This window comes from Aestuariivirga sp. (assembly GCF_020252395.1).
Classification (GTDB): domain Bacteria; phylum Pseudomonadota; class Alphaproteobacteria; order Rhizobiales; family Aestuariivirgaceae; genus Aestuariivirga.
Window position 1 is genome coordinate 111,853 of sequence record NZ_JADCDB010000014.1, and the last position, 19,250, is coordinate 131,102.

17 protein-coding genes, 1 tRNA gene and 1 pseudogene are annotated in these 19,250 nt (G+C 63.5%); 7 read left to right on the plus strand and 12 right to left on the minus strand.

Annotated features, from left to right (window positions below; all coding sequences use genetic code 11):
- Positions 1 to 6 precede the first annotated feature (6 nt).
- Entirely contained in the window at positions 7 to 831 is an 825-nt protein-coding gene (locus IOC82_RS08265; RefSeq protein ID WP_290545704.1) for a DUF1849 family protein, read from the minus strand.
- An 80-nt stretch (positions 832 to 911) separates the two neighbouring features.
- On the opposite strand from IOC82_RS08265, the gene IOC82_RS08270 reads away from it, so the two are divergent.
- The 7 genes from IOC82_RS08270 to IOC82_RS08300 all read left to right on the plus strand — a co-directional run bounded on the left by IOC82_RS08270 (position 912) and on the right by IOC82_RS08300 (position 6,586).
- On the plus strand, positions 912 to 1,895 hold the full coding sequence (locus tag IOC82_RS08270; protein WP_290545705.1) for a D-glycerate dehydrogenase: 984 nt from the start codon (positions 912 to 914) through the stop codon (positions 1,893 to 1,895).
- A gap of 70 nt (positions 1,896 to 1,965) precedes the next feature.
- A complete protein-coding gene (locus IOC82_RS08275; RefSeq protein WP_290545722.1) occupies positions 1,966 to 2,433 on the plus strand; it encodes a RidA family protein in 468 nt (155 codons plus the stop codon).
- A 2-nt stretch (positions 2,434 to 2,435) separates the two neighbouring features.
- A complete protein-coding gene (locus tag IOC82_RS08280) occupies positions 2,436 to 3,194 on the plus strand; it encodes a glycerophosphodiester phosphodiesterase family protein (RefSeq protein ID WP_290545706.1) in 759 nt (252 codons plus the stop codon).
- A gap of 1 nt (position 3,195) precedes the next feature.
- Positions 3,196 to 4,335 carry a GNAT family N-acetyltransferase gene (locus tag IOC82_RS08285; protein WP_290545707.1) on the plus strand — a complete coding sequence of 380 codons (1,140 nt, stop codon included), beginning with the start codon at positions 3,196 to 3,198 and terminating at the stop codon, positions 4,333 to 4,335.
- A 13-nt stretch (positions 4,336 to 4,348) separates the two neighbouring features.
- Entirely contained in the window at positions 4,349 to 4,771 is a 423-nt protein-coding gene (locus tag IOC82_RS08290; protein WP_290545708.1) for an HIT family protein, read from the plus strand.
- Between the two features lie 91 nt (positions 4,772 to 4,862).
- The gene (locus tag IOC82_RS08295; protein ID WP_290545709.1) at positions 4,863 to 6,242 is read left to right on the plus strand and encodes an amidohydrolase family protein; all 1,380 of its coding nucleotides are present in this window, start codon (positions 4,863 to 4,865) and stop codon (positions 6,240 to 6,242) included.
- Positions 6,243 to 6,319: 77 nt separating this feature from the next.
- Positions 6,320 to 6,586, plus strand: a complete 267-nt coding sequence (locus IOC82_RS08300; RefSeq protein ID WP_290545710.1) for a hypothetical protein — start codon at positions 6,320 to 6,322, stop codon at positions 6,584 to 6,586.
- A 198-nt stretch (positions 6,587 to 6,784) separates the two neighbouring features.
- Here IOC82_RS08300 and rpoC read toward each other — a convergent pair whose 3' ends face one another.
- The 11 genes and pseudogenes from rpoC to tuf all read right to left on the minus strand — a co-directional run.
- A complete protein-coding gene (gene rpoC, locus IOC82_RS08305; protein WP_290545711.1) occupies positions 6,785 to 10,951 on the minus strand; it encodes a DNA-directed RNA polymerase subunit beta' in 4,167 nt (1,388 codons plus the stop codon).
- A 98-nt stretch (positions 10,952 to 11,049) separates the two neighbouring features.
- Complete coding sequence (rpoB, locus tag IOC82_RS08310; RefSeq protein ID WP_290545712.1) at positions 11,050 to 15,153, minus strand: DNA-directed RNA polymerase subunit beta; 4,104 nt, start codon at positions 15,151 to 15,153, stop codon at positions 11,050 to 11,052.
- A gap of 149 nt (positions 15,154 to 15,302) precedes the next feature.
- On the minus strand, positions 15,303 to 15,677 hold the full coding sequence (rplL, locus tag IOC82_RS08315) for a 50S ribosomal protein L7/L12 (RefSeq protein ID WP_290545713.1): 375 nt from the start codon (positions 15,675 to 15,677) through the stop codon (positions 15,303 to 15,305).
- A 53-nt stretch (positions 15,678 to 15,730) separates the two neighbouring features.
- Positions 15,731 to 16,252 (minus strand): 50S ribosomal protein L10, encoded by a 522-nt coding sequence (gene rplJ, locus IOC82_RS08320; protein ID WP_111198196.1) that lies wholly within the window; start codon positions 16,250 to 16,252, stop codon positions 15,731 to 15,733.
- Positions 16,253 to 16,594: 342 nt separating this feature from the next.
- Entirely contained in the window at positions 16,595 to 17,296 is a 702-nt protein-coding gene (gene rplA, locus IOC82_RS08325) for a 50S ribosomal protein L1 (RefSeq protein ID WP_290545714.1), read from the minus strand.
- A 5-nt stretch (positions 17,297 to 17,301) separates the two neighbouring features.
- A complete protein-coding gene (rplK, locus tag IOC82_RS08330) occupies positions 17,302 to 17,733 on the minus strand; it encodes a 50S ribosomal protein L11 (protein WP_290545715.1) in 432 nt (143 codons plus the stop codon).
- A 91-nt stretch (positions 17,734 to 17,824) separates the two neighbouring features.
- Positions 17,825 to 18,358, minus strand: coding sequence for a transcription termination/antitermination protein NusG (gene nusG / locus IOC82_RS08335; protein WP_290543555.1), 534 nt, complete (start codon positions 18,356 to 18,358; stop codon positions 17,825 to 17,827).
- 10 nt (positions 18,359 to 18,368) lie between these two features.
- Complete coding sequence (secE, locus tag IOC82_RS08340) at positions 18,369 to 18,566, minus strand: preprotein translocase subunit SecE (RefSeq protein WP_290545716.1); 198 nt, start codon at positions 18,564 to 18,566, stop codon at positions 18,369 to 18,371.
- Positions 18,567 to 18,584: 18 nt separating this feature from the next.
- Positions 18,585 to 18,660, minus strand: a tRNA-Trp gene (locus IOC82_RS08345).
- Positions 18,661 to 18,723: 63 nt separating this feature from the next.
- Positions 18,724 to 19,044 carry a YbjQ family protein gene (locus IOC82_RS08350; RefSeq protein WP_290545717.1) on the minus strand — a complete coding sequence of 107 codons (321 nt, stop codon included), beginning with the start codon at positions 19,042 to 19,044 and terminating at the stop codon, positions 18,724 to 18,726.
- 75 nt (positions 19,045 to 19,119) lie between these two features.
- Positions 19,120 to 19,250 (minus strand): annotated as a pseudogene (gene tuf, locus IOC82_RS08355) (elongation factor Tu); the annotation flags it as partial.

Below are 19,250 nucleotides of genomic sequence, written 5' to 3' on the forward strand. Positions count from 1 at the left end.
GCGCGCTCAGTTGCAGCTCGGCTTGTCGAGCAGCTTCAGGTCGGTAAGCGTGCCTGAGAGCGCGAAATCGCCATAGTCGAGCACCAGGCCGGAGGCCACGCCGTTGTCGTACATGTCGAAGCTCACCTGGTATTCCGGCGTCTCGGCATTGCCATCGAGCGTGAAGTAGCTCACCGTCATCGGCCAGGCGGCATCGCCCTTGAGCGCCGCGGCGGCCGGGTTTGCAGCATCGCGCGCGATGCTGCCCGGCGGCTTCTGCCGGCCGACGAAAGAGATGGCGCGGAACGACTTAGCCCCGTCGGAACCATCAAAAACGATACTCGAATCGCGGCCGCCGCCCGCCTCGCCCAACGCCATCAGCCGCAGCTGGTGCTGCATGGGCAGGGCTGCGCCGGCCGGAACCGTGAAGGGCTCGCCGGGCTTGCTCTTCAGCGTGGCGGCGCCCTCGGCGTCGGCGCTCTTTCGGGTGAGGCTGATGCGGTCGGTCTCCTTCACCGTGCCGTTAACGCTCTCCTTCAGCTGGTGGCGGAGTTCCGTCGCGCCGGCGTTCTCAAAGGTGGTGGTGAGGGTGTCGATCACGGCGATGCTGCCATCCTCCTGACGGTATTTTGTGGCCATGCGGAAGTTCACCGTGAAGCCGTCGCAGGAGGAGCCGTCGATCTCGAAAGCGAGTTTGCCCGCCGCCGACTGCAGCGAGGCCCCCTCATTGGCGCGCAGCAGGGTGAGGTCATAGATCGCCCGGTGCGGAGCAACCGTGGCGGCATCGGCGGCACTGGCCAGGGCCAGCATGGTCAGGGCCAGCATGGCCGGGGCGGACAGAACGGTTTTCAATTGCTTCTCCTCAGGCGGGATGGTCCTATGCGGACCATCTACAGCAGACTAACATAATCATCGGACAACAAGAGGCAAAGATGGCGGCAGCAGGGACGGAGACGCCCCGAGTCCTGGTCACCCGGAAGATGATGCCGGACGTCGAGCGCCGGATCGCCGCCACCTTCCGCGTCACCCTCAACCCCGATGACCGGCCGATGACGCGTGACGAGATCCTGCGCCTGGCCGCAGCCCATGACGGCCTGCTGCTTACCTCCTTCGACAAGCTGGGGCCGGAGTTCATCCCCTCTCTCCCGCCCTCGATCCGCATCATCGCCACGCATTCTGTGGGCTATGACCATCTCTCGATCCCGCAGGCGGAGGCGAAGGGCATTGCCGTCACCAACACGCCGGGCGTGCTGACCGATGCGACAGCCGATATCGCACTCCTTCTCATGCTGGGCGCGGCGCGCGGCGCCTCCTGGGGCGACCGCATGGTGCGCGAGGACCGCTGGGGCGAGACGACGCTCGTCTCGCCGATGGGTCTTGACGTCTCCGGCCAGAGGCTCGGCATCCTCGGCATGGGGCGCATCGGCCAGGCGGTGGCAAGGCGCGCCCGGGCCTTCGGCATGGCGATCCACTACCACGCGCGGAGGCCCGTGGCGGCGGAGGATGCGCGGGGCGCCGCCTACCACGCGCGCTTCGCGGACATGCTGCCCAACATCGATTTCCTGTCGGTCAACTGCGCCTCCACACCGGAAACGCGCGGCATGGTGAATGCAGAAGCCTTGGCGCTGCTTCCCAAGGGCGCCATCGTGGTCAACACGGCGCGCGGCGACATCGTGGAGGACGACGCGCTGATCGCCGCCCTTGCCTCAGGCCATCTCGCCGCGGCTGGGCTTGACGTGTTCAAGGGCGAGCCGCGGATCGACCCGCGCTACCGCGGTCTCGACAACGTGTTCCTGCTGCCGCACATCGGCAGCGCCACACCGCGCACGCGCAGCGCCATGGGGCACAAATGTATCGACAATCTCGAACAGTTCTTCCGCGGCGAGCGCCCGGCGGACCTCATCACCCGCGCTTGATTCCGGGGCCCCGAGCGCCCAATCTCGCCCCCATCCAAGGGGCGCGGGGGCCCCTTTTCGACAGGAGAATATAATGGGACAGATCGACAAGCGCCTCGCCGAACTCGGCATCACACTGCCCGTGGCGGCAAAGCCCGTGGCCAATTACGTGCCCTGGGTGCGCACGGGGAACCTCGTGTTCATCTCTGGCCAGGGCCCATTGGAGGACGGAAAAGTCATATGGCCCGGCTGCCTCGGCATCGACGTGTCGCTGGAGGACGGCGCCAAATCGGCGCGGCTCTGCGGCATCAACGTGCTGGCGCAGTTGAAGGATGCATGCGGCGGCGACCTAGACCGGGTGAAGCGCGTGGTCAAGCTGCTGGGCTTCGTCAATGCGGCGCCCTCTTTCAAGGACCACCCCAAGGTTATCAACGGCGCCTCCGACCTGATGGTCGAGGTGTTCGGCGACAAGGGCCGCCACGCGCGCTCCGCCGTCGCATCGCCGTCACTTCCGATGGGCATCTCCACAGAAGTCGAGGCCATCGTCGAAGTGGAGTGAACATGAACGGAACGAAGAGCTGGCGCGCTGCCGATCTGGTGACCGCGCGTCCGATCGCCCACCGCGGGCGGCATGACGTCACCAAGGGCATCGTCGAGAACACGGCATCTGCCTTTTACGCCGCGATTGCAGGTGGATATCCAATCGAGTGCGATCTGCAGCGGACGCGCGACGGCGAGGCCATGGTGTTCCACGACGACCATCTGGACCGCCTCACCGAGGGCCACGGGCTGGTGAAGAACATCAGCGCGGCGGAGATGAAGGCGCTGGCGATTCGAAATTCGCGGGACCGGGTGCAGACGCTGGCCGAGCTCCTCGCCCAGGTGCGGGGCCAGGTGCCGCTCATCATCGAGCTCAAGTCCAATTGGGACGGCGACGTGCGTTTGGCCGAGCGGGCAATCGAGGTGCTGAAGGGCTATGACGGCCCCTATTGCCTCATGTCCTTCGACCCGGACATGATCGCGGCGGTGCGCCGCCTGTCGCCCGCCACCATCCGCGGCATTGTGGCGGAGCGCTGCGATGATCCCTATTACGGCGCGCTGCCGCTGGCCAAGCAGATGGAACTGCGCACCTTCTCGCATGTATCGCGCACCAGGCCCGACTTCGTGTCGTTTCAGTTCGAGGAACTGCCCTGGGCGCCGATCACCGCGCTGCGCAGCTCCGGCGTGCCGGTCATCAGCTGGACAATCCGCACGCCTGAACAGGCCGTAATGGCTAGAAGATGCTCCGACCAGATCACCTTCGAGGGATTCCCAGCCTGACATGCTGAGGGCCGTGACCAGTGCCCTGGCGATCGCGCGGGCGGACTGGGACCGCCTCGCCAACCCTCCTGACGCCGAATTCAACCCGCTCGTCAGCCATGACTTTTTCCGCTGTCTGGAGGAGTCCGGCTGTGCCGTGGCGAAGACGGGCTGGACGCCGCGCCACCTCGTGCTGGAGGTTGAGGGCCGCATCGCGGGCATCGCGCCCTGCTATCGCAAGGGCCATTCGCAGGGCGAATATGTCTTCGATTATGGCTGGGCCGATGCCTATGGGCGGGCCGCCGGGCGCTATTACCCCAAGATGCAGGTGTCGGTGCCCTTCACGCCCGTCACCGGGCCGCGGCTCTTCGCCAGGACCGAGGCAGAACGGCGCGAGCTCACCTCGGCTCTCATCGCGCTGTGCACCGAGGAGGAGGCATCCTCCGTGCACATCACCTTCCTGCCTGAGCGCGACTGGGAGGCGCTCGGCGGCAAGCTGTGGCTCAAGCGCACCGACATCCAGTTTCACTGGATGAACAAGGGTTATGCGAGCTTCGATGACTTCCTCGGCTCTCTCTCATCGGGCAAGCGCAAGAACATCCGCAAGGAGCGCGCCTCGGTGGGTAACGCCGGCATTGCCATGCATGCGCTCACCGGCAAGGACATCGCAGAGCGGCACTGGGATGCCTTCTTCGACTTCTACATGGACACGGGCTCGCGCAAATGGGGATCTCCCTACCTGAACCGCCGCTTCTTCAGCATGATCGGCGAGGCAATGAGCGAGCACATTCTGCTGGTGATCGCCGAGCGCGGCGGAAAACCGATCGCCGGCGCCCTCAACTTCATCGGCTCGCATGCGCTCTATGGCCGGAACTGGGGGGCCATCGAATATCACGGCAATCTGCATTTCGAGACCTGCTATTACCAGGCCATCGACTTCGCGATCGCGCGGAAGATGCCGCGCGTGGAGGCCGGCGCGCAGGGTGCGCACAAGCTGGCGCGGGGCTATCTGCCGCAGAAGACCTATTCGCTGCACTACCTCGCCCACCCCGGCCTGCAGCGGGCGGTGGCCAACTACCTCGAAGCAGAGCGGGCCGGCATCGACCAGGAGCAGCAGGCGCTTGCAGCACACTCGCCTTTCCGGCAGGAACAGGACTTCTAGAGGGACGAGACCGATGAGCTATGACGCCAACAACATCTTCGCCAAGATCCTGCGGGCAGAGATTCCCTGCCACAAGGTCTACGAGGACGAGCACACGCTGGCCTTCATGGACGTCATGCCCCAGGCCGACGGACACACGCTGGTGATCCCCAAGATGCCGTTCCGCAACCTGCTCGACGCTGACCCGAAAGCGCTTGGCTCTCTCATGACAACGGTGCACAAGGTGGCCAATGCGGCGAAGCGGGCCTTCGGCGCCGATGGCGTGCTCATCCAGCAGTTCAACGAACCGGCCGCGGGGCAGACGGTGTTTCACCTTCATGTCCACGTGTTGCCGCGCCATGAGGGCGTGCCGCTCAGGCCCCATTCGGGCAAGATGGCGGATCATGCGGTGCTGGCCGAACACGCAGCACGGATCACGGCCGCTCTCGCCAGTTGAGCCCGGCTACGGCCCCTCGCCAAACCCGGATGCGGGCGGCCATCGGTTTTCTGGCGCAATGTGCTATAATCGCAGACAGTGGAGGTGACCCATGTGCCTGGCCTGCGACCTGATCCAGCGACACCGGCGCAATCTCACGCGGCGCGGCATGCTTGCCGGAGCAGCAAGCCTCACCCTTGCCGCCGCCCTGCGCAGCCAGGCGTCCGCTGCAATGCCCCCCGCCACGACGCCGCCGCAGCTCATCACCGGCGCGCAGGTGTGGGACGGGGTTGCCGGCAAGCCCCTGGGGCCGCTCGACATACTGGTCACCGGCGGCAAGATCGCCGGACTGGGTCAGAACCTCTCCGCCCCCGAGGGCACGCGGCGCATTTCTCTGCCGGGCCATATGGTGACGCCCGGCTTCATCGACAGCCATGTTCATGTCACGCTGCGGCCCGAGCTGGAGGACAAGATCTTCTCGCTGTCGTCTTCCGCCAAGGCGCTGCTGGGGGTGGAGGCGCTGGGCATTCTGCTCGATCGCGGCTTCACCACAGTGCGCGACGTGGGCGACATGGACATCCACGGGTACACCACCATGGACCTGGCCCGCGCCATCGCGGAGCGCCAGATCGCCGGGCCGCGGCTCATTCCAGCGGGCCACCTCATTTCCACGCGCGGCGGTCACGGCGATGGCGGGCCGCTGCTCGGCGCCGACAGCGACCCGTGGCAGAACAGCCTTGCGGACGGTGTTGACGAAATCCGCAAGGTGGTGCGGCGCGAGATCAGCCGCGGGGCGCAATGGATCAAATATGCCGGGTCTGGCGGCTTCTCGAGTCCGGCGGACGATCCTTCGCAAGTGCCCTACAGCCAGGAGGAGATGAACGTAATGGTGGAAACCGCCCGCGACCTGGGCATTCCCGCCACGCTGCACGTCTATGGCGACGGGGGCATCCGCCGGGCCCTCGTTGCGGGCGTGCGCTGTGTCGAGCACGGCAATCTGGCGACACCCGAAACGCTCGGCATCATCGAGGACAAGGGCGTGTTCCTGGTGCCCACGCAGATCGCGGTGATCCGCCAGGCGCGGCAGATCGATGACGATGCCTTCTGGACGGCGGCGGGCAAGCCGCCCTATGTGCGGGCGAAGTACCGCAAGTACGCGGCGCAACTGATGCAGGCCGCGCATAATCTGGCGGACAGCAAGGTGCAGATTGCATTTGGCACCGACATCGGCACCTTTTCCTTTGCCACCAACAACGCCGGCGAATTTGCCGAGATGACGGCCAATGGCATTTCCACGCTGCGCGCGCTCAAAGCCGGCACCAGCGTGGCGGCGGAGCTGCTGCAGCAGCCCGACATCGGCGTTCTTGCCGCCGGCAAGACGGCGGACATCATCGCTATGCCGGGAAACCCCTTCGACGACATCACCGTGACGGAGAAGGTCGAGTTCGTGATGCGCAGCGGGGTGGTGCACAAGGCTCCGGCAATGCCGTGACGTGGGCCGGATTGATCAAAATCAAAGCGGTGCCGGTGCGCCACTCGCTAAGTTATACCCATAATGGGGAGATACTCATGAATCACAAGCACCGCAAAGTCCTCCACAGCCTGTTCAGCCATCCGCTGCCCTCCAACATCCAACTCCACGAGGTGGAGCCGGTGTTCAAGGAACTGGGCGCGGAACTGAGCCATTCCGGCCATGGCCGCCTGATGGTGAGCATGAAAGGCCACACTGCCACCTTCCACGGCGCCGATCACGGGCTCTCGAAGGACGAAGTGCACAACATGAAGAAGTTCATCGAAACCTGCGGCATCGAGCCGGCACGGGATTATCCGTTGTAAGCTGCCAGGTTCAGCACTTCACATTCACCTCGCCCGGGCTTGGACCCGGGCGTGTTTGCTTGTGATCCAGGAACGCAGCCCGATGATTCTCCCTTCCGTCCATTGGCTGCGCCAACGGGAGAAGGACTCGCGGATACAGATCGCCAAAAAAAAGACCCGGTCTCCACCGGGCCTCTTTCGCCTCATCTTCCGCCCGCCTCATTCCGCCGCGGGAAGTTCCGTGGCCTTGGCCTGCTCCTCGAGGATGAGCGTGTCACGCTTGTCGGCGACGGCGCGCAGCCTGGACAGCATGCCGCCGGTGCCGGCCGGGATGAGACGGCCAACGATGACATTCTCCTTGAGGCCCTCGAGCGTATCCACCTTGCCGATGATCGAGGCTTCGGTGAGCACGCGTGTGGTCTCCTGGAAGGAGGCCGCTGAGATGAAGGAGCGCGTCTGCAGCGAGGCCTTGGTGATGCCAAGGAGCACCGGCTTGCCGGAGGCGGGGCGAAGCCCTTCCGCGGCGAGCTTGGCGTTCTCGTGATCGAGTTCCTCGCGGTCCACCTGTTCGCCGGGCAGCAGCGTCGAGTCGCCCGAGTCGGTGATCTCGACCTTCTGCAGCATCTGGCGGACGATCACCTCGATGTGCTTGTCGTTGATGTTCACGCCCTGCAGCCGGTAGACTTCTTGGATTTCGTTAACGAGATAGGAGGCGAGCTCCTCCACGCCCTTGATGTCCAGAATGTCATGCGGAGCGGGGTTGCCGTCCATGATGTATTCGCCCTTCTCGATGAAGTCGCCTTCCTGAACGGGAAGGTGCTTGCCCTTGGGGATTAAATACTCCACGGCCTCCGCGCCCTCCTCGGACGGAACGATGCGGATGCGGCGCTTGTTCTTGAAGTCGCGGCCGAATTCGACGCGGCCCGAGATCTCCGCGATGATCGCATGATCCTTGGGACGGCGCGCCTCAAAGAGCTCGGCCACACGCGGCAGACCGCCGGTGATGTCGCGGGTCTTCGCACTCTCGAGCGGAATACGGGCGAGCACGTCGCCGGCGGTGACAGTCGCGCCCGGATCGACCGAGAGCACCGCATCGACAGAAAGCAGGTAACGCGCCTCGCCGCCACGCGCAAGCTTCATCACCTTGCCGTCCTTGCCCTTGACGACGATCGCTGGCTTCAGCGCCGAACCGCGCTGGTTTGAGCGCCAGTCGATGATGACGCGGTTGGTGATGCCCGTGGCTTCGTCCGCCACCTCGTTCACCGACACGCCTTCGACCACCTCCTCGAACTCCACCGTGCCAGCGACTTCCGTCATCAGCGGGCGGGTGTAGGGGTCCCACTCGGCGACGCGCGCGCCGCGCTTCACCTTGTCGCCTTCGTCCACATACATGCGCGTGCCGTAGAGGAGCTTGTGGATGGCGCGCTCCGTGCCGTTCTCGTCGACGAGCACCAGCGAAGAGTTGCGGCCCATGACCATCAGGCGGCCCTGCCCGTCCTTCGCGAAGTTACGGTTGCGTATGACGATCTTGCCATCCGCATTCGCTTCGATGAAGGACTCGTTCAGCACCTGCGCGGTGCCGCCGATATGGAAGGTGCGCATGGTGAGCTGGGTGCCCGGCTCGCCGATCGACTGCGCCGCGATGACGCCCACGGCCTCGCCCATGTTGACGGGCGTGCCGCGCGCCAGGTCGCGGCCATAGCATTTCGCGCAGACGCCGAACTTGGTGGCGCAGGTCAGCACCGAGCGGATGCGGAGCTCGCCGATCCCCGACTTCTCGATGATGTCCACATGCGGCTCCAGGATCTCGTTGCCGGCGGCGACGATGATCTCGCCCGTCGCCGGGTTGATCACGTCCTGCGCCGCGGTGCGGCCCAGTACACGGCTGCCGAGCGAGGCGATGATCTCGCCCGCGTCCACGATGGGGCGGGTGGTGAGATAGGCCGTGCTGCCGCAGTCGGCTTCCGAGATGATGGCGTCCTGCGCCACGTCGACGAGACGGCGGGTGAGGTAACCCGAGTTCGCGGTCTTGAGTGCCGTATCGGCCAGGCCCTTACGGGCGCCGTGTGTCGAGTTGAAGTACTCGAGAACCGACAGGCCCTCCTTGAAGTTCGAGATGATCGGAGTCTCGATGATCTCGCCCGAGGGCTTGGCCATGAGGCCGCGCATGCCGCCCAGCTGCTTCATCTGGGCCGGCGACCCGCGCGCGCCCGAATGGCTCATCATGTAGATCGAGTTGATCTGCTTCTCGCGGCCGGTTTTCCCGTCCACTTGCACGGCCGAGATGCGCGCCATCATTTCCTCGGCCACCTTGTCGGTGGTTTTGGCCCAGGCGTCCACCACCTTGTTGTACTTCTCGCCCTGGGTGATCAGGCCGTCGATGTACTGCTGCTCGAACTCCTTGACGAGTTCGCGCGTGGTATTGACGATCTTCTCCTTGGTTTCGGGAATGACCATGTCATCCTTGCCGAAGGAGATTCCCGCTTTGTAGGCGTTGTAGAAACCGAGCGCCATGATCTTGTCGCAGAACATCACCGACTCCTTCTGGCCGCAGTGGCGGTAGACGGCGTCGATCATCCTGGAGATGTCGCGCTTGGTCATCAGCTTGTTGCACAGGTCGTAGCTGATGTTGATGGCCTTGGGCAGCAGCTCGCCGATCTTCATGCGGCCGGGCGTCGTGTCGACGATGCGGGTGACGATTCTGCCATCTGCATTCATCTCGCTCACGCGGCCCTTGATCTTTGTGGCCAGCGTGATGACGCCGGCCGCGAGGGCATGGTCGATCTCGGCCATGTTGCCGAATGCCTTGCCCTCACCGGGCTCGCCCTTGCGCATGATCGAGAGATAGTAGAGGCCCAGCACGATGTCCTGCGACGGCACGATGATGGGTTGACCGTTCGCCGGATGCAGCACGTTATTCGTGGACATCATGAGGACGCGCGCTTCGAGCTGGGCTTCCAGCGACAGCGGAACGTGGACGGCCATCTGGTCGCCGTCGAAGTCGGCGTTGAAGGCGGTGCAGACGAGCGGATGCAGCTGGATCGCCTTGCCCTCGATCAGCACCGGCTCGAAGGCCTGGATGCCGAGACGGTGGAGCGTGGGGGCGCGGTTGAGCAGAACGGGGTGCTCGCGGATGACCTCGTCGAGGATATCCCAAACTTCCGGCTTTTCCTTTTCGACCAGCTTCTTGGCCTGCTTCACGGTGGCGGACAGACCCTTGGCGTCAAGCCGTGAATAAATGAAGGGCTTGAACAGCTCGAGCGCCATCTTCTTCGGCAACCCGCACTGGTGCAGCTTCATTTCGGGGCCGACGACGATGACCGAACGGCCAGAGTAATCGACGCGCTTGCCAAGCAGGTTCTGGCGGAAGCGGCCCTGCTTGCCCTTCAGCATGTCAGCCAAGGACTTCAGCGGACGCTTGTTGGCGCCGGTGATGACGCGGCCGCGGCGGCCGTTGTCGAACAGCGCGTCAACGGCTTCCTGCAGCATGCGCTTCTCGTTGCGGACGATAATGTCCGGCGCGCGCAGTTCGATCAGGCGCTTCAGCCGGTTGTTGCGGTTGATGACGCGGCGGTAGAGGTCGTTCAAGTCCGACGTCGCGAAGCGGCCGCCATCGAGCGGCACCAGCGGGCGCAGCTCGGGCGGGATCACCGGAACCTGGGTTAGGATCATCCATTCCGGACGATTGCCGGATTCGATGAAACTCTCGACCAGCTTCAGGCGCTTGGCTATCTTCTTGGGCTTCAGGTCGCCGGTGGCGTTCTTGAGTTCCTCGCGCAGCTGGTCGCGCAGCTTCTCGAGGTTCATGGACATCAGCATGTCGCGGACGGCTTCCGCGCCGATGCCCGCCGTGAAGGCATCTTCGCCGTAGTCTTCCTGCGCCTTGATGTATTCGCTCTCCGACAGAAGCTGGTGCAGCTTCATCGGCGTCAGGCCGGGCTCGAGGACGATGTAGTTCTCGAAGTAGAGGATGCGCTCCACGTCCTTGAGCGTCATGTCGAGCAGCATGGAAATGCGGCTCGGCAGCGATTTCAGGAACCAGATATGGGCAACGGGCGCCGCAAGCTCGATGTGGCCCATGCGCTCGCGCCGGACCTTTGAGAGGGTGACTTCGACGCCGCACTTCTCGCAGATGATGCCTTTGTACTTCATGCGCTTGTACTTGCCGCAAAGGCACTCATAGTCCTTCACCGGCCCGAAGATGCGGGCGCAGAAAAGCCCGTCCCTCTCCGGCTTGAAGGTGCGGTAATTGATGGTCTCGGGCTTCTTGATCTCGCCGAAGGACCACGAGAGGATCTTCTCGGGGCTGGCGATCGAGATGCGGATCTGGTCGAAGGTCGGAGCCGGCGTTGCCGGGTTGAAGACGTTCATGACCTCTTGGTTCATCGGCCATTTCTCCATTTTGTGCGGGGTGCGCGTAACCCGCGGGGTGTTCGAATTCCATTGGGGTGGCCGGCGGAAGGCTTCCCTGCCGCCTACCGGACTTAACTCGATACGTTGGCCTGCGAGTTCTGCAGTTCGACGTTGAGGCTGAGCGACCGCATTTCCTTAACGAGAACGTTGAAGCTCTCGGGGATGCCGGCTTCGAAGGTGTCGTCACCGCGGACGATAGCCTCATAGACCTTGGTGCGGCCCGCGACGTCGTCCGACTTGATGGTGAGCATCTCCTGCAGCGTATAGGCGGCGCCATAGGCCTCGAGCGCCCAGACCTCCATTTCGCCGAAGCGCTGGCCGCCGAACTGCGCCTTGCCGCCCAGCGGCTGCTGGGTGACGAGCGAGTACGGGCCAATGGAACGGGCGTGGATCTTGTCATCCACAAGGTGGTGCAGCTTGAGCATGTAGATGTAGCCCACGGTGACCTGACGGTCGAAGGGCTCGCCCGAGCGCCCGTCAAACAGCGTCACCTGACCGGAGGTCGAAAGCCCGGCGTCCTTCAGCATGGCCGCGATGTCCTCCTCGCGCGCACCGTCGAAAACAGGGGTTGCGATGGGAACGCCGCGGCGCAGGTTCCCGGCGGCCTCGACCAGCGACTTGTCGTCGAGGCTTTCGAGTTCCTCATGCTTGCCATAGATGCGGCTGAGTTCGGCGCGCAGCGGCTTCACGTCTTTGTTGTCGCGCAGCGCGTCGAGCATGGCGCCGATCTTGCGGCCCATGCCGGCGCAAGCCCAGCCAAGATGCGTCTCGAGGATCTGGCCGACGTTCATGCGCGAGGGCACGCCCAGCGGGTTCAGCACCACGTCCACATGCGTGCCGTCCTCGAGGAAGGGCATGTCCTCGATGGGCACGATGCGCGACACGACACCCTTGTTGCCGTGCCGGCCGGCCATCTTGTCGCCCGGCTGGATCTTGCGCTTCACGGCGACGAAGACCTTGACCATCTTCATCACGCCCGGCGGCAGTTCGTCGCCGCGCTGCAGCTTGTCGACCTTGTCGTGGAAGCGCGTGTCGAGGCGCTTCTTCGACTCGTCATACTGCTGCTTCATGGCCTCGAGTTCGCCCATCGCCTTCCCGTCGCGGAGCGCGATGTTCCACCATTGCGACTGCGGCAGATCATCGAGGGTCTTCTCGTTGATCCTGCCTTCGACCTTGTGGCCCTTAGGTCCGCCGGCCGCTTCCTTGCCCACGATCCAGCCCTTGAGCCGGCCGTAGGAGTTGCGGTCGAGGATGGCGAGTTCGTCGTCGCGGTCCTTGGCGAGGCGGTCGATCTCCTCGCGTTCGATGGCCTGGGCGCGCTCGTCCTTGTCCACACCGTGGCGGTTGAACACGCGCACTTCGACGACCGTTCCGGCGACGCCGGGCGGCAGGCGTAGCGAAGTGTCGCGCACGTCGGAGGCCTTCTCGCCGAAAATGGCGCGGAGCAGCTTTTCCTCCGGCGTCATCGGGCTCTCGCCTTTCGGCGTGATCTTGCCGCACAGGATGTCGCCCGGCTTCACCTCGGCGCCGATATAGACGATGCCGGCTTCGTCGAGGTTCTTGAGGGCTTCCTCGCCGACGTTCGGAATGTCGCGGGTGATTTCCTCGGGGCCAAGCTTCGTGTCGCGCGCCATCACGTCGAATTCCTCGATGTGGATGGAGGTGAACACGTCGTCCTTCACGATGCGCTCGGACAGAAGTATGGAGTCCTCGAAGTTGTAGCCGTTCCAGGGCATGAACGCGACGAGCACGTTCTGGCCCAGCGCCAGATCGCCGAGATCCGTCGATGGGCCGTCGGCGATGATGTCGCCGGCCGTCACCTTGTCGCCCACGCGCACCAGCGGACGCTGGTTGATGCAGGTGTTCTGGTTCGAACGCTGGAACTTGGCGAGCGTATAGATATCGACACCCGACTTCGACGGATCGGTCTCTTCCGTGGCGCGGATGACGATGCGCTTTGCGTCCACCTGGTCGACGACGCCCGAGCGGCGCGCGGCCACGGCGGCGCCGGAGTCACGCGCGACCACGGCTTCCATGCCGGTGCCGACGAGCGGCGCGTTGGTGCGCACCAGCGGCACGGCCTGACGCTGCATGTTGGAGCCCATCAGCGCGCGGTTGGCGTCGTCGTTCTCGAGGAACGGGATCAGCGCCGCGGCGACCGAAACGAGCTGCTTCGGCGACACGTCAACATAGTCGATACGATCAGCCGGGACGATCAGCACGTCGCCGGCGTGGCGGGCGATGACGAGGTCTTCGGCGAAGCCGCCCTTCGGCGTCAGCGCCACATTGGCCTGGGCGATGTGGTGCTTCTGCTCTTCGATGGCCGAGAGATAGACCACGTCGTCCGTCACCTTGCCGTCCACCACCTTGCGGTAGGGGGTTTCGATGAAGCCGTACTTGTTGACGCGGGCATAGGTGGCCAGCGAGTTGATAAGGCCGATGTTCGGGCCTTCCGGCGTTTCGATCGGGCAGATGCGGCCGTAGTGTGTCGGATGCACGTCCCGGACTTCGAAGCCGGCGCGCTCACGCGTCAAGCCGCCCGGACCAAGGGCCGAGAGGCGGCGCTTGTGGGTGATCTCGGAGAGCGGGTTGGTCTGGTCCATGAACTGCGAAAGCTGCGAGGAGCCGAAGAACTCGCGCACCGCGGCGGCGGCGGGCTTCGCATTGATGAGGTCATGCGGCATCACCGTATCGATATCGACCGAGGACATGCGCTCCTTGATGGCGCGCTCCATGCGGACGAGCCCCAAGCGGTACTGATTTTCCATGAGTTCGCCAACCGAGCGCACGCGGCGGTTGCCGAGGTGATCGATGTCGTCGACCTCGCCCTTGCCGTCACGCAGCTCGTGCAGCGTCTTGATGACGGCGATGATGTCGTCCCTGCGCAGCACGCGCATCGTGTCCGGAACGTTGAGGTCGAGGCGCATGTTCATCTTCACGCGGCCCACGGCCGAGAGGTCGTAGCGCTCCTGGTCGAAGAACAGGCCGTTGAACAGCGCTTCCGCGGTTTCGCGTGTCGGCGGCTCGCCCGGGCGCATGACGCGGTAGATTTCGACGAGCGCCTGCTCGTAGCTTTCCACCTTGTCGGCCTTCAGCGTGTTGCGGATGTAGGGGCCGTTGTTGATGTGGTCGATGTCGAGGAGGCGCAGCTCGCCGAAGCCCGCTTCCTTCAGCTGAACCAGCAGCTTCTCGCTGATTTCGTCGCCGGCCTCGGCAAAGATTTCGCCAGTCTTCTCGTTGACGAGTTCGTCAGCGAGGTAAAGACCGTGGAGTTCGCTGTCCTGGACGAGCAGATCCTTCACGCCATCCTCGGCGATCTTGCGGGCAAGGCGCGGGGTGATCTTCTTGCCGGCCTCGACGACAACCTGGCCGGTCTTGGCGTCGATCAGGTCCACTGCGGGCTTGATGCCCTTGAAGCGCTGCGCGTCGAAGGGTGTCTTCCAGCCGTTCTTCGTCAGCTTGTAGGTGACGTTCTTGTAGAAGGTGTGGAGGATCTCCTCGCTGTCAAGGCCCAGAGCATAGAGCAGCGTGGTGATCGGCAGCTTGCGGCGGCGGTCGATGCGGGCATAGATGATGTCCTTGGCGTCGAACTCGAAGTCGAGCCAAGAACCACGGTAGGGAATAATGCGCGCGGCGAAGAGCAGTTTTCCTGAAGAATGCGTCTTTCCCTTGTCATGATCGAAGAAGACGCCGGGTGAACGGTGCATCTGGGAAACGATGACGCGCTCGGTGCCATTGACGACGAAGGTACCGTTCGCCGTCATGAGCGGCATGTCGCCCATGTAGACATCCTGCTCCTTGATGTCCTTCACCGACCTGGCCTGGGTGTCCGGATCGATTTCGAATACGATGAGGCGCAGCGTCACCTTCAGCGGAGCGGCAAAGGTCATGCCGCGCTGCTGGCACTCGTCGACGTCGAACTTCGGCTGTTCGAACTCATAGCGCACGAATTCGAGCATGGCCTGGCCCGAGAAATCGGTAATCGGGAACACCGACTTGAACACGGCCTGCAGGCCCTCGTTCGCGCGGCCGCCCTTAGGCTCCGCCATCTGCAGGAACTGGTCATAGCTTTCGCGCTGAACCTCGATGAGGTTCGGCATTTCGGCCACTTCGACTTTCCTGCCAAAGAACTTGCGGAGGCGTTTGCGGCTAGCGGCGGACTGAGTTTCGGCCATGGGGTCCCCTTGACGGTTCAAAAACATGCATATTCGACAGCTTGCCGTACCCCCTTTTTTGAAAGGAAGTCCGGCAAGCCGTCGCGGACGGCGCAGTGCTGGCCCGGTGGCGCCCTGCTCTCTCGAAGCGGAGCGCCACCGGAAACGCGTTACTTCAGCTCGACTTTGGCGCCAACGGCCTCGAGCTTCTTCTTCATCGCTTCGGAGTCGGCCTTGTTCACGCCTTCCTTGACGGTCTTGGGCGCACCCTCGACCAGGTCCTTGGCTTCCTTCAAGCCCAAGCCCGTGATGGCGCGGACTTCCTTGATGACTTCGATCTTCTTGTCGCCAGCCGCGGAGAGAACGACGGTGAACTCCGTCTTCTCTTCCACCGGAACCGCGGCAGCCGCGCCCGGAGCGGCGGCAACGGCCACCGGAGCGGCGGCGGAAACGCCCCACTTTTCCTCGAGCATCTTCGAGAGTTCGGCAGCTTCCAGAACGGACAGAGCCGAGAGGTCTTCAACAATCTTGGCGAGATCAGCCATTTCAGTATCTTTCTATCGTCGGTTTGGTTTGTCGGTGGTTGAGGCGTGGCGTCTTAGCCAGCGGCCTGATCCTTGGTGGCATAGGCGTTGAAGACACGCGCCAGCTGGCCAGCAGGAGCCTGAAGCACACCAGCAATCTTGGTGGCGGGCGCCTGGATGAGGCCAATGAGTTTGCCCCGGAGCTCGTCGAGCGAGGGCAGTTCGGCGAGTGCCTTGACCGCGTTGGCATCCATGACAGTCTTGCCCAGCGCACCGCCGAGGACGACGAACTTGTCGTTCCCTTTAGCGAAGGCCGAGGCGACCTTGGGTGCCGAGACGGGATCGGCGGCGTAAGCCACCATGGTCGGACCCACGAAAAGGTCCTTGATCCCGGCCGCGTCAGTGCCATCAAGAGCAAGCTTGGCAAGACGATTCTTGGCGACCTTCACGGTCGCCCCCGCCTGGGCCATCTTGTTCCGCAGGTCGTTGACCTGGTTCACAGTGAGGCCCTTATTGTGGGCCACAACGATCACACCGGTGGTCTTGAACACCTGGTTGAGCGTTGCGACGAGCTCTTTCTTTTCAGCTCTTTCCACTTGCTCTCTCCTTTATAGCGGAAGGGCTCTTCGCCCGCCCGCCGTTGGACCAACCGCTCAAGACGTCCACCACACGAAGGCAGCGGGCGCCAGAGCGGCGCTTACGTGCCTGTCCCCCTGCCCGGGTTTCCCCGGGACTGGGTCCATGAGGTCCAAACCGACTTGGAACCCCCATATGGGGATCCGAATTCCGTTTTGACACCCATCTCATGCAGGCTGAGCTTTTAAGCGGGAGGGATTCTCCCGCGCCTGCAATCTCGGACAGGTAAACCGAAGCTTGAGGAGCTTCGGGCACCTTGCTGAAATCCTTGGGAGATTTCAACATGGAATTTGGTTCAGTGCTTACGTGCCGCCCGTGACAGACGCAAGGTCAAGCTTAAGTCCAGGACCCATGGATGAGGAAATGGACAATTTCTTGACATAGGTGCCCTTGGCCGCCGGGGGCTTCGCCTTGATGACGGCATCCACGAAGGCCTTGATGTTCTGGCTCAGCTGCTCGTCCGAGAAGGACGCCTTGCCGACGCCGCCCTGCACGATGCCGGCCTTCTCGACACGGAACTCCACCGCACCGCCCTTGGCGGCCTTGACCGCACCGGCAACATCCATGGTCACCGTGCCGACCTTCGGGTTCGGCATCATACCGCGCGGACCAAGAACCTTACCCAGACGGCCGACGAGGCCCATCATGTCCGGCGTGGCGATGCACCGGTCGAAATCGATCGTGCCCTTGTTGACGATCTCGAAGAGATCCTCCGCACCCACGACTTCCGCGCCGGCCTTCTTGGCCTCCTCGGCCTTGGCGCCCTTGGCGAATACACCGACGCGCAGGTTGCGTCCCGTGCCGTTCGGCAGGTTGACGACCCCGCGGACCATCTGGTCCGAGTGGCGCGGATCGACGCCGAGGTTCATGGCGATCTCGACGGTTTCGTTGAACTTGGCATTGGCGCGGCCCTTGATCAGCTTCACGGCCTCCTCGAGGCCGTAGAACTTCTGGCGGTCGATGCCTTCGTTGTTCTTGGCGATGCGCTTTGCGAGCTTGGTCATATCCCTTACTCCGTCACCTGGAGGCCCATGGACCGGGCGGAGCCGGCAATTTCACGCGCAGCGGCGTCGAGGTCGCGGGCGTTCATACCTTTAAGCTTCTGTTCGGCGATCTCGCGGCACTGGGCCATCGTCACCTTGCCGACGAAGGCGCCCTTACCGGGCTCCTTCGAGCCGGACTTGAGGCCGGCGATCTTTTTCAAGAAGTAAGTCGCCGGCGGCGACTTCATCTCGAAGGTGAAGGACTTGTCCTGGAAAGCGGTAATGACCACCGGGACCGGCATGCCCGGCTCCATCTTCTGCGTGGCGGCATTGAAGGCCTTGCAGAATTCCATGATGTTGAGACCACGCTGTCCGAGAGCGGGGCCGATGGGCGGGGACGGGTTTGCCTGGCCCGCCGGCACTTGCAGCTTTATATAGCCAACGACTTTCTTAGCCATTTTCTTTCCCTCGCCGGTTGATCCGGCTGATTGAGGTTAGTGGTCCGGCTTGTTGATGGCCTCCCACCGGGGTGAGCAGACTTAAAGCCCCTTAACGGAGTTTCTCGACCTGCCCGTACTCGAGTTCGACAGGCGTGGGCCTGCCGAAGATGGACACGGCCACCTTGAGCCGCGACCGTTCTTCATCCACTTCCTCCACCTGGCCGGAGAAGGACGCGAAAGGACCATCGGCGACGCGAACCTGTTCGCCGACTTCGAAGGTGATGGTGGACTTCGGACGCTCGACGCCTTCGGCCACCTGGTTCAGGATGCGCGAAGCCTCGGCGTCCGAAATCGGGATAGGCTTCGAGTCGGAGCCCAGGAAGCCTGTGACCTTCGGCGTGTTCTTGATCAGGTGGAAGGCCTGATCGGTGAGTTCCATCTTCACCAGTACATACCCGGGGAAGAAGCGGCGCTCCGACTTGATCTTGCGGCCGCGGCGCACCTCAATGACCTCTTCGGTCGGCACCAGCACCTGCTCGAACAGATCGCCCAGACCCTTCTGAACCGCCTGCTCCTTGATCGAGTCCGCGACCTTCTTCTCGAAATTCGAGTAGGCGTGAACGATGTACCAGCGCTTAGCCATGTCCGCCCTTTTAACCCGCGAGACCGAGGACCCACTGCACGCCGCGGTGCAGGATGGAATCGACGATGAGGAAGAAGATGGAAGCGATCGCGACCATGATGAAGACCATGGCCGTCGATATCATGATCTCGCGGCGGGACGGCCAGGCGACCTTGTTGGCCTCCTCGCGGACCTCCTGGAGAAACTCGAACGGATTGGTCTTTGCCACGTTTGTTTCCCTAATATCTGGCAGGGGCAGTAGGGCTCGAACCCACGACCTGCGGTTTTGGAGACCGCCGCTCTACCAACTGAGCTATACCCCTAAATCACAAGGCGGGTCATAGCGGCAGTTTCTCCGCGACGCAACCCGTCAAGTGCATACGAACCTACAGTCTTTCGACATAGACCGCCGTGCCGTATGCAAGCACCTCAGTCACGCCCGACATGATCTCGTTGGCCTCATAGCGCATGCCGAGCACGGCATTTGCACCCTCAGCTACCGCATGCTGGCGCATCAGAAGCAATGCTTCCTCGCGCGCGGCCTCCGCCAGATTGACGTAGATGGACAGGCGCCCCCCGAAAAAGGCCTGGATCGACCCGCCGAGATTGCCCAGCGAACTCCGGGACCTCACGGTAATGCCCCGGACGAGGCCAATGACCTGAACCACCCGGTAGCCCGGAAGGTCGTTTGTTGTGGCGATGATCATCGCTTCCCCTCATCGGAACCCGGCGGGACAACCCCGCCGGGACTCTTCATCCGATAAGGGAACGAAGCATTCCGATCAATCCGTGATCTTGGCGACGACGCCGGCGCCGACGGTGCGGCCGCCTTCGCGGATGGCGAAGCGGAGCTTCTCTTCCATGGCGATCGGCGTGATCAGCTCGACGTCGAAGGAGATGTTGTCGCCCGGCA

Excerpts from the sequence above, each read along its gene's own strand:
- IOC82_RS08270 (WP_290545705.1), top strand. The coding sequence starts at position 912 with ATGGCGGCAGCAGGGACGGAGACGCCCCGAGTCCTGGTCACCCGGAAG.
- IOC82_RS08280 (WP_290545706.1), top strand. The coding sequence starts at position 2,436 with ATGAACGGAACGAAGAGCTGGCGCGCTGCCGATCTGGTGACCGCGCGT.
- IOC82_RS08285 (WP_290545707.1), top strand. The coding sequence starts at position 3,196 with ATGCTGAGGGCCGTGACCAGTGCCCTGGCGATCGCGCGGGCGGACTGG.
- IOC82_RS08290 (WP_290545708.1), top strand. The coding sequence starts at position 4,349 with ATGAGCTATGACGCCAACAACATCTTCGCCAAGATCCTGCGGGCAGAG.
- IOC82_RS08295 (WP_290545709.1), top strand. The coding sequence starts at position 4,863 with ATGTGCCTGGCCTGCGACCTGATCCAGCGACACCGGCGCAATCTCACG.
- IOC82_RS08300 (WP_290545710.1), top strand. The coding sequence starts at position 6,320 with ATGAATCACAAGCACCGCAAAGTCCTCCACAGCCTGTTCAGCCATCCG.
- rpoC (WP_290545711.1), bottom strand. The coding sequence starts at position 10,951 with ATGAACCAAGAGGTCATGAACGTCTTCAACCCGGCAACGCCGGCTCCG.
- rpoB (WP_290545712.1), bottom strand. The coding sequence starts at position 15,153 with ATGGCCGAAACTCAGTCCGCCGCTAGCCGCAAACGCCTCCGCAAGTTC.
- rplL (WP_290545713.1), bottom strand. The coding sequence starts at position 15,677 with ATGGCTGATCTCGCCAAGATTGTTGAAGACCTCTCGGCTCTGTCCGTT.
- rplA (WP_290545714.1), bottom strand. The coding sequence starts at position 17,296 with ATGACCAAGCTCGCAAAGCGCATCGCCAAGAACAACGAAGGCATCGAC.
- rplK (WP_290545715.1), bottom strand. The coding sequence starts at position 17,733 with ATGGCTAAGAAAGTCGTTGGCTATATAAAGCTGCAAGTGCCGGCGGGC.
- nusG (WP_290543555.1), bottom strand. The coding sequence starts at position 18,358 with ATGGCTAAGCGCTGGTACATCGTTCACGCCTACTCGAATTTCGAGAAG.
- IOC82_RS08350 (WP_290545717.1), bottom strand. The coding sequence starts at position 19,044 with ATGATCATCGCCACAACAAACGACCTTCCGGGCTACCGGGTGGTTCAG.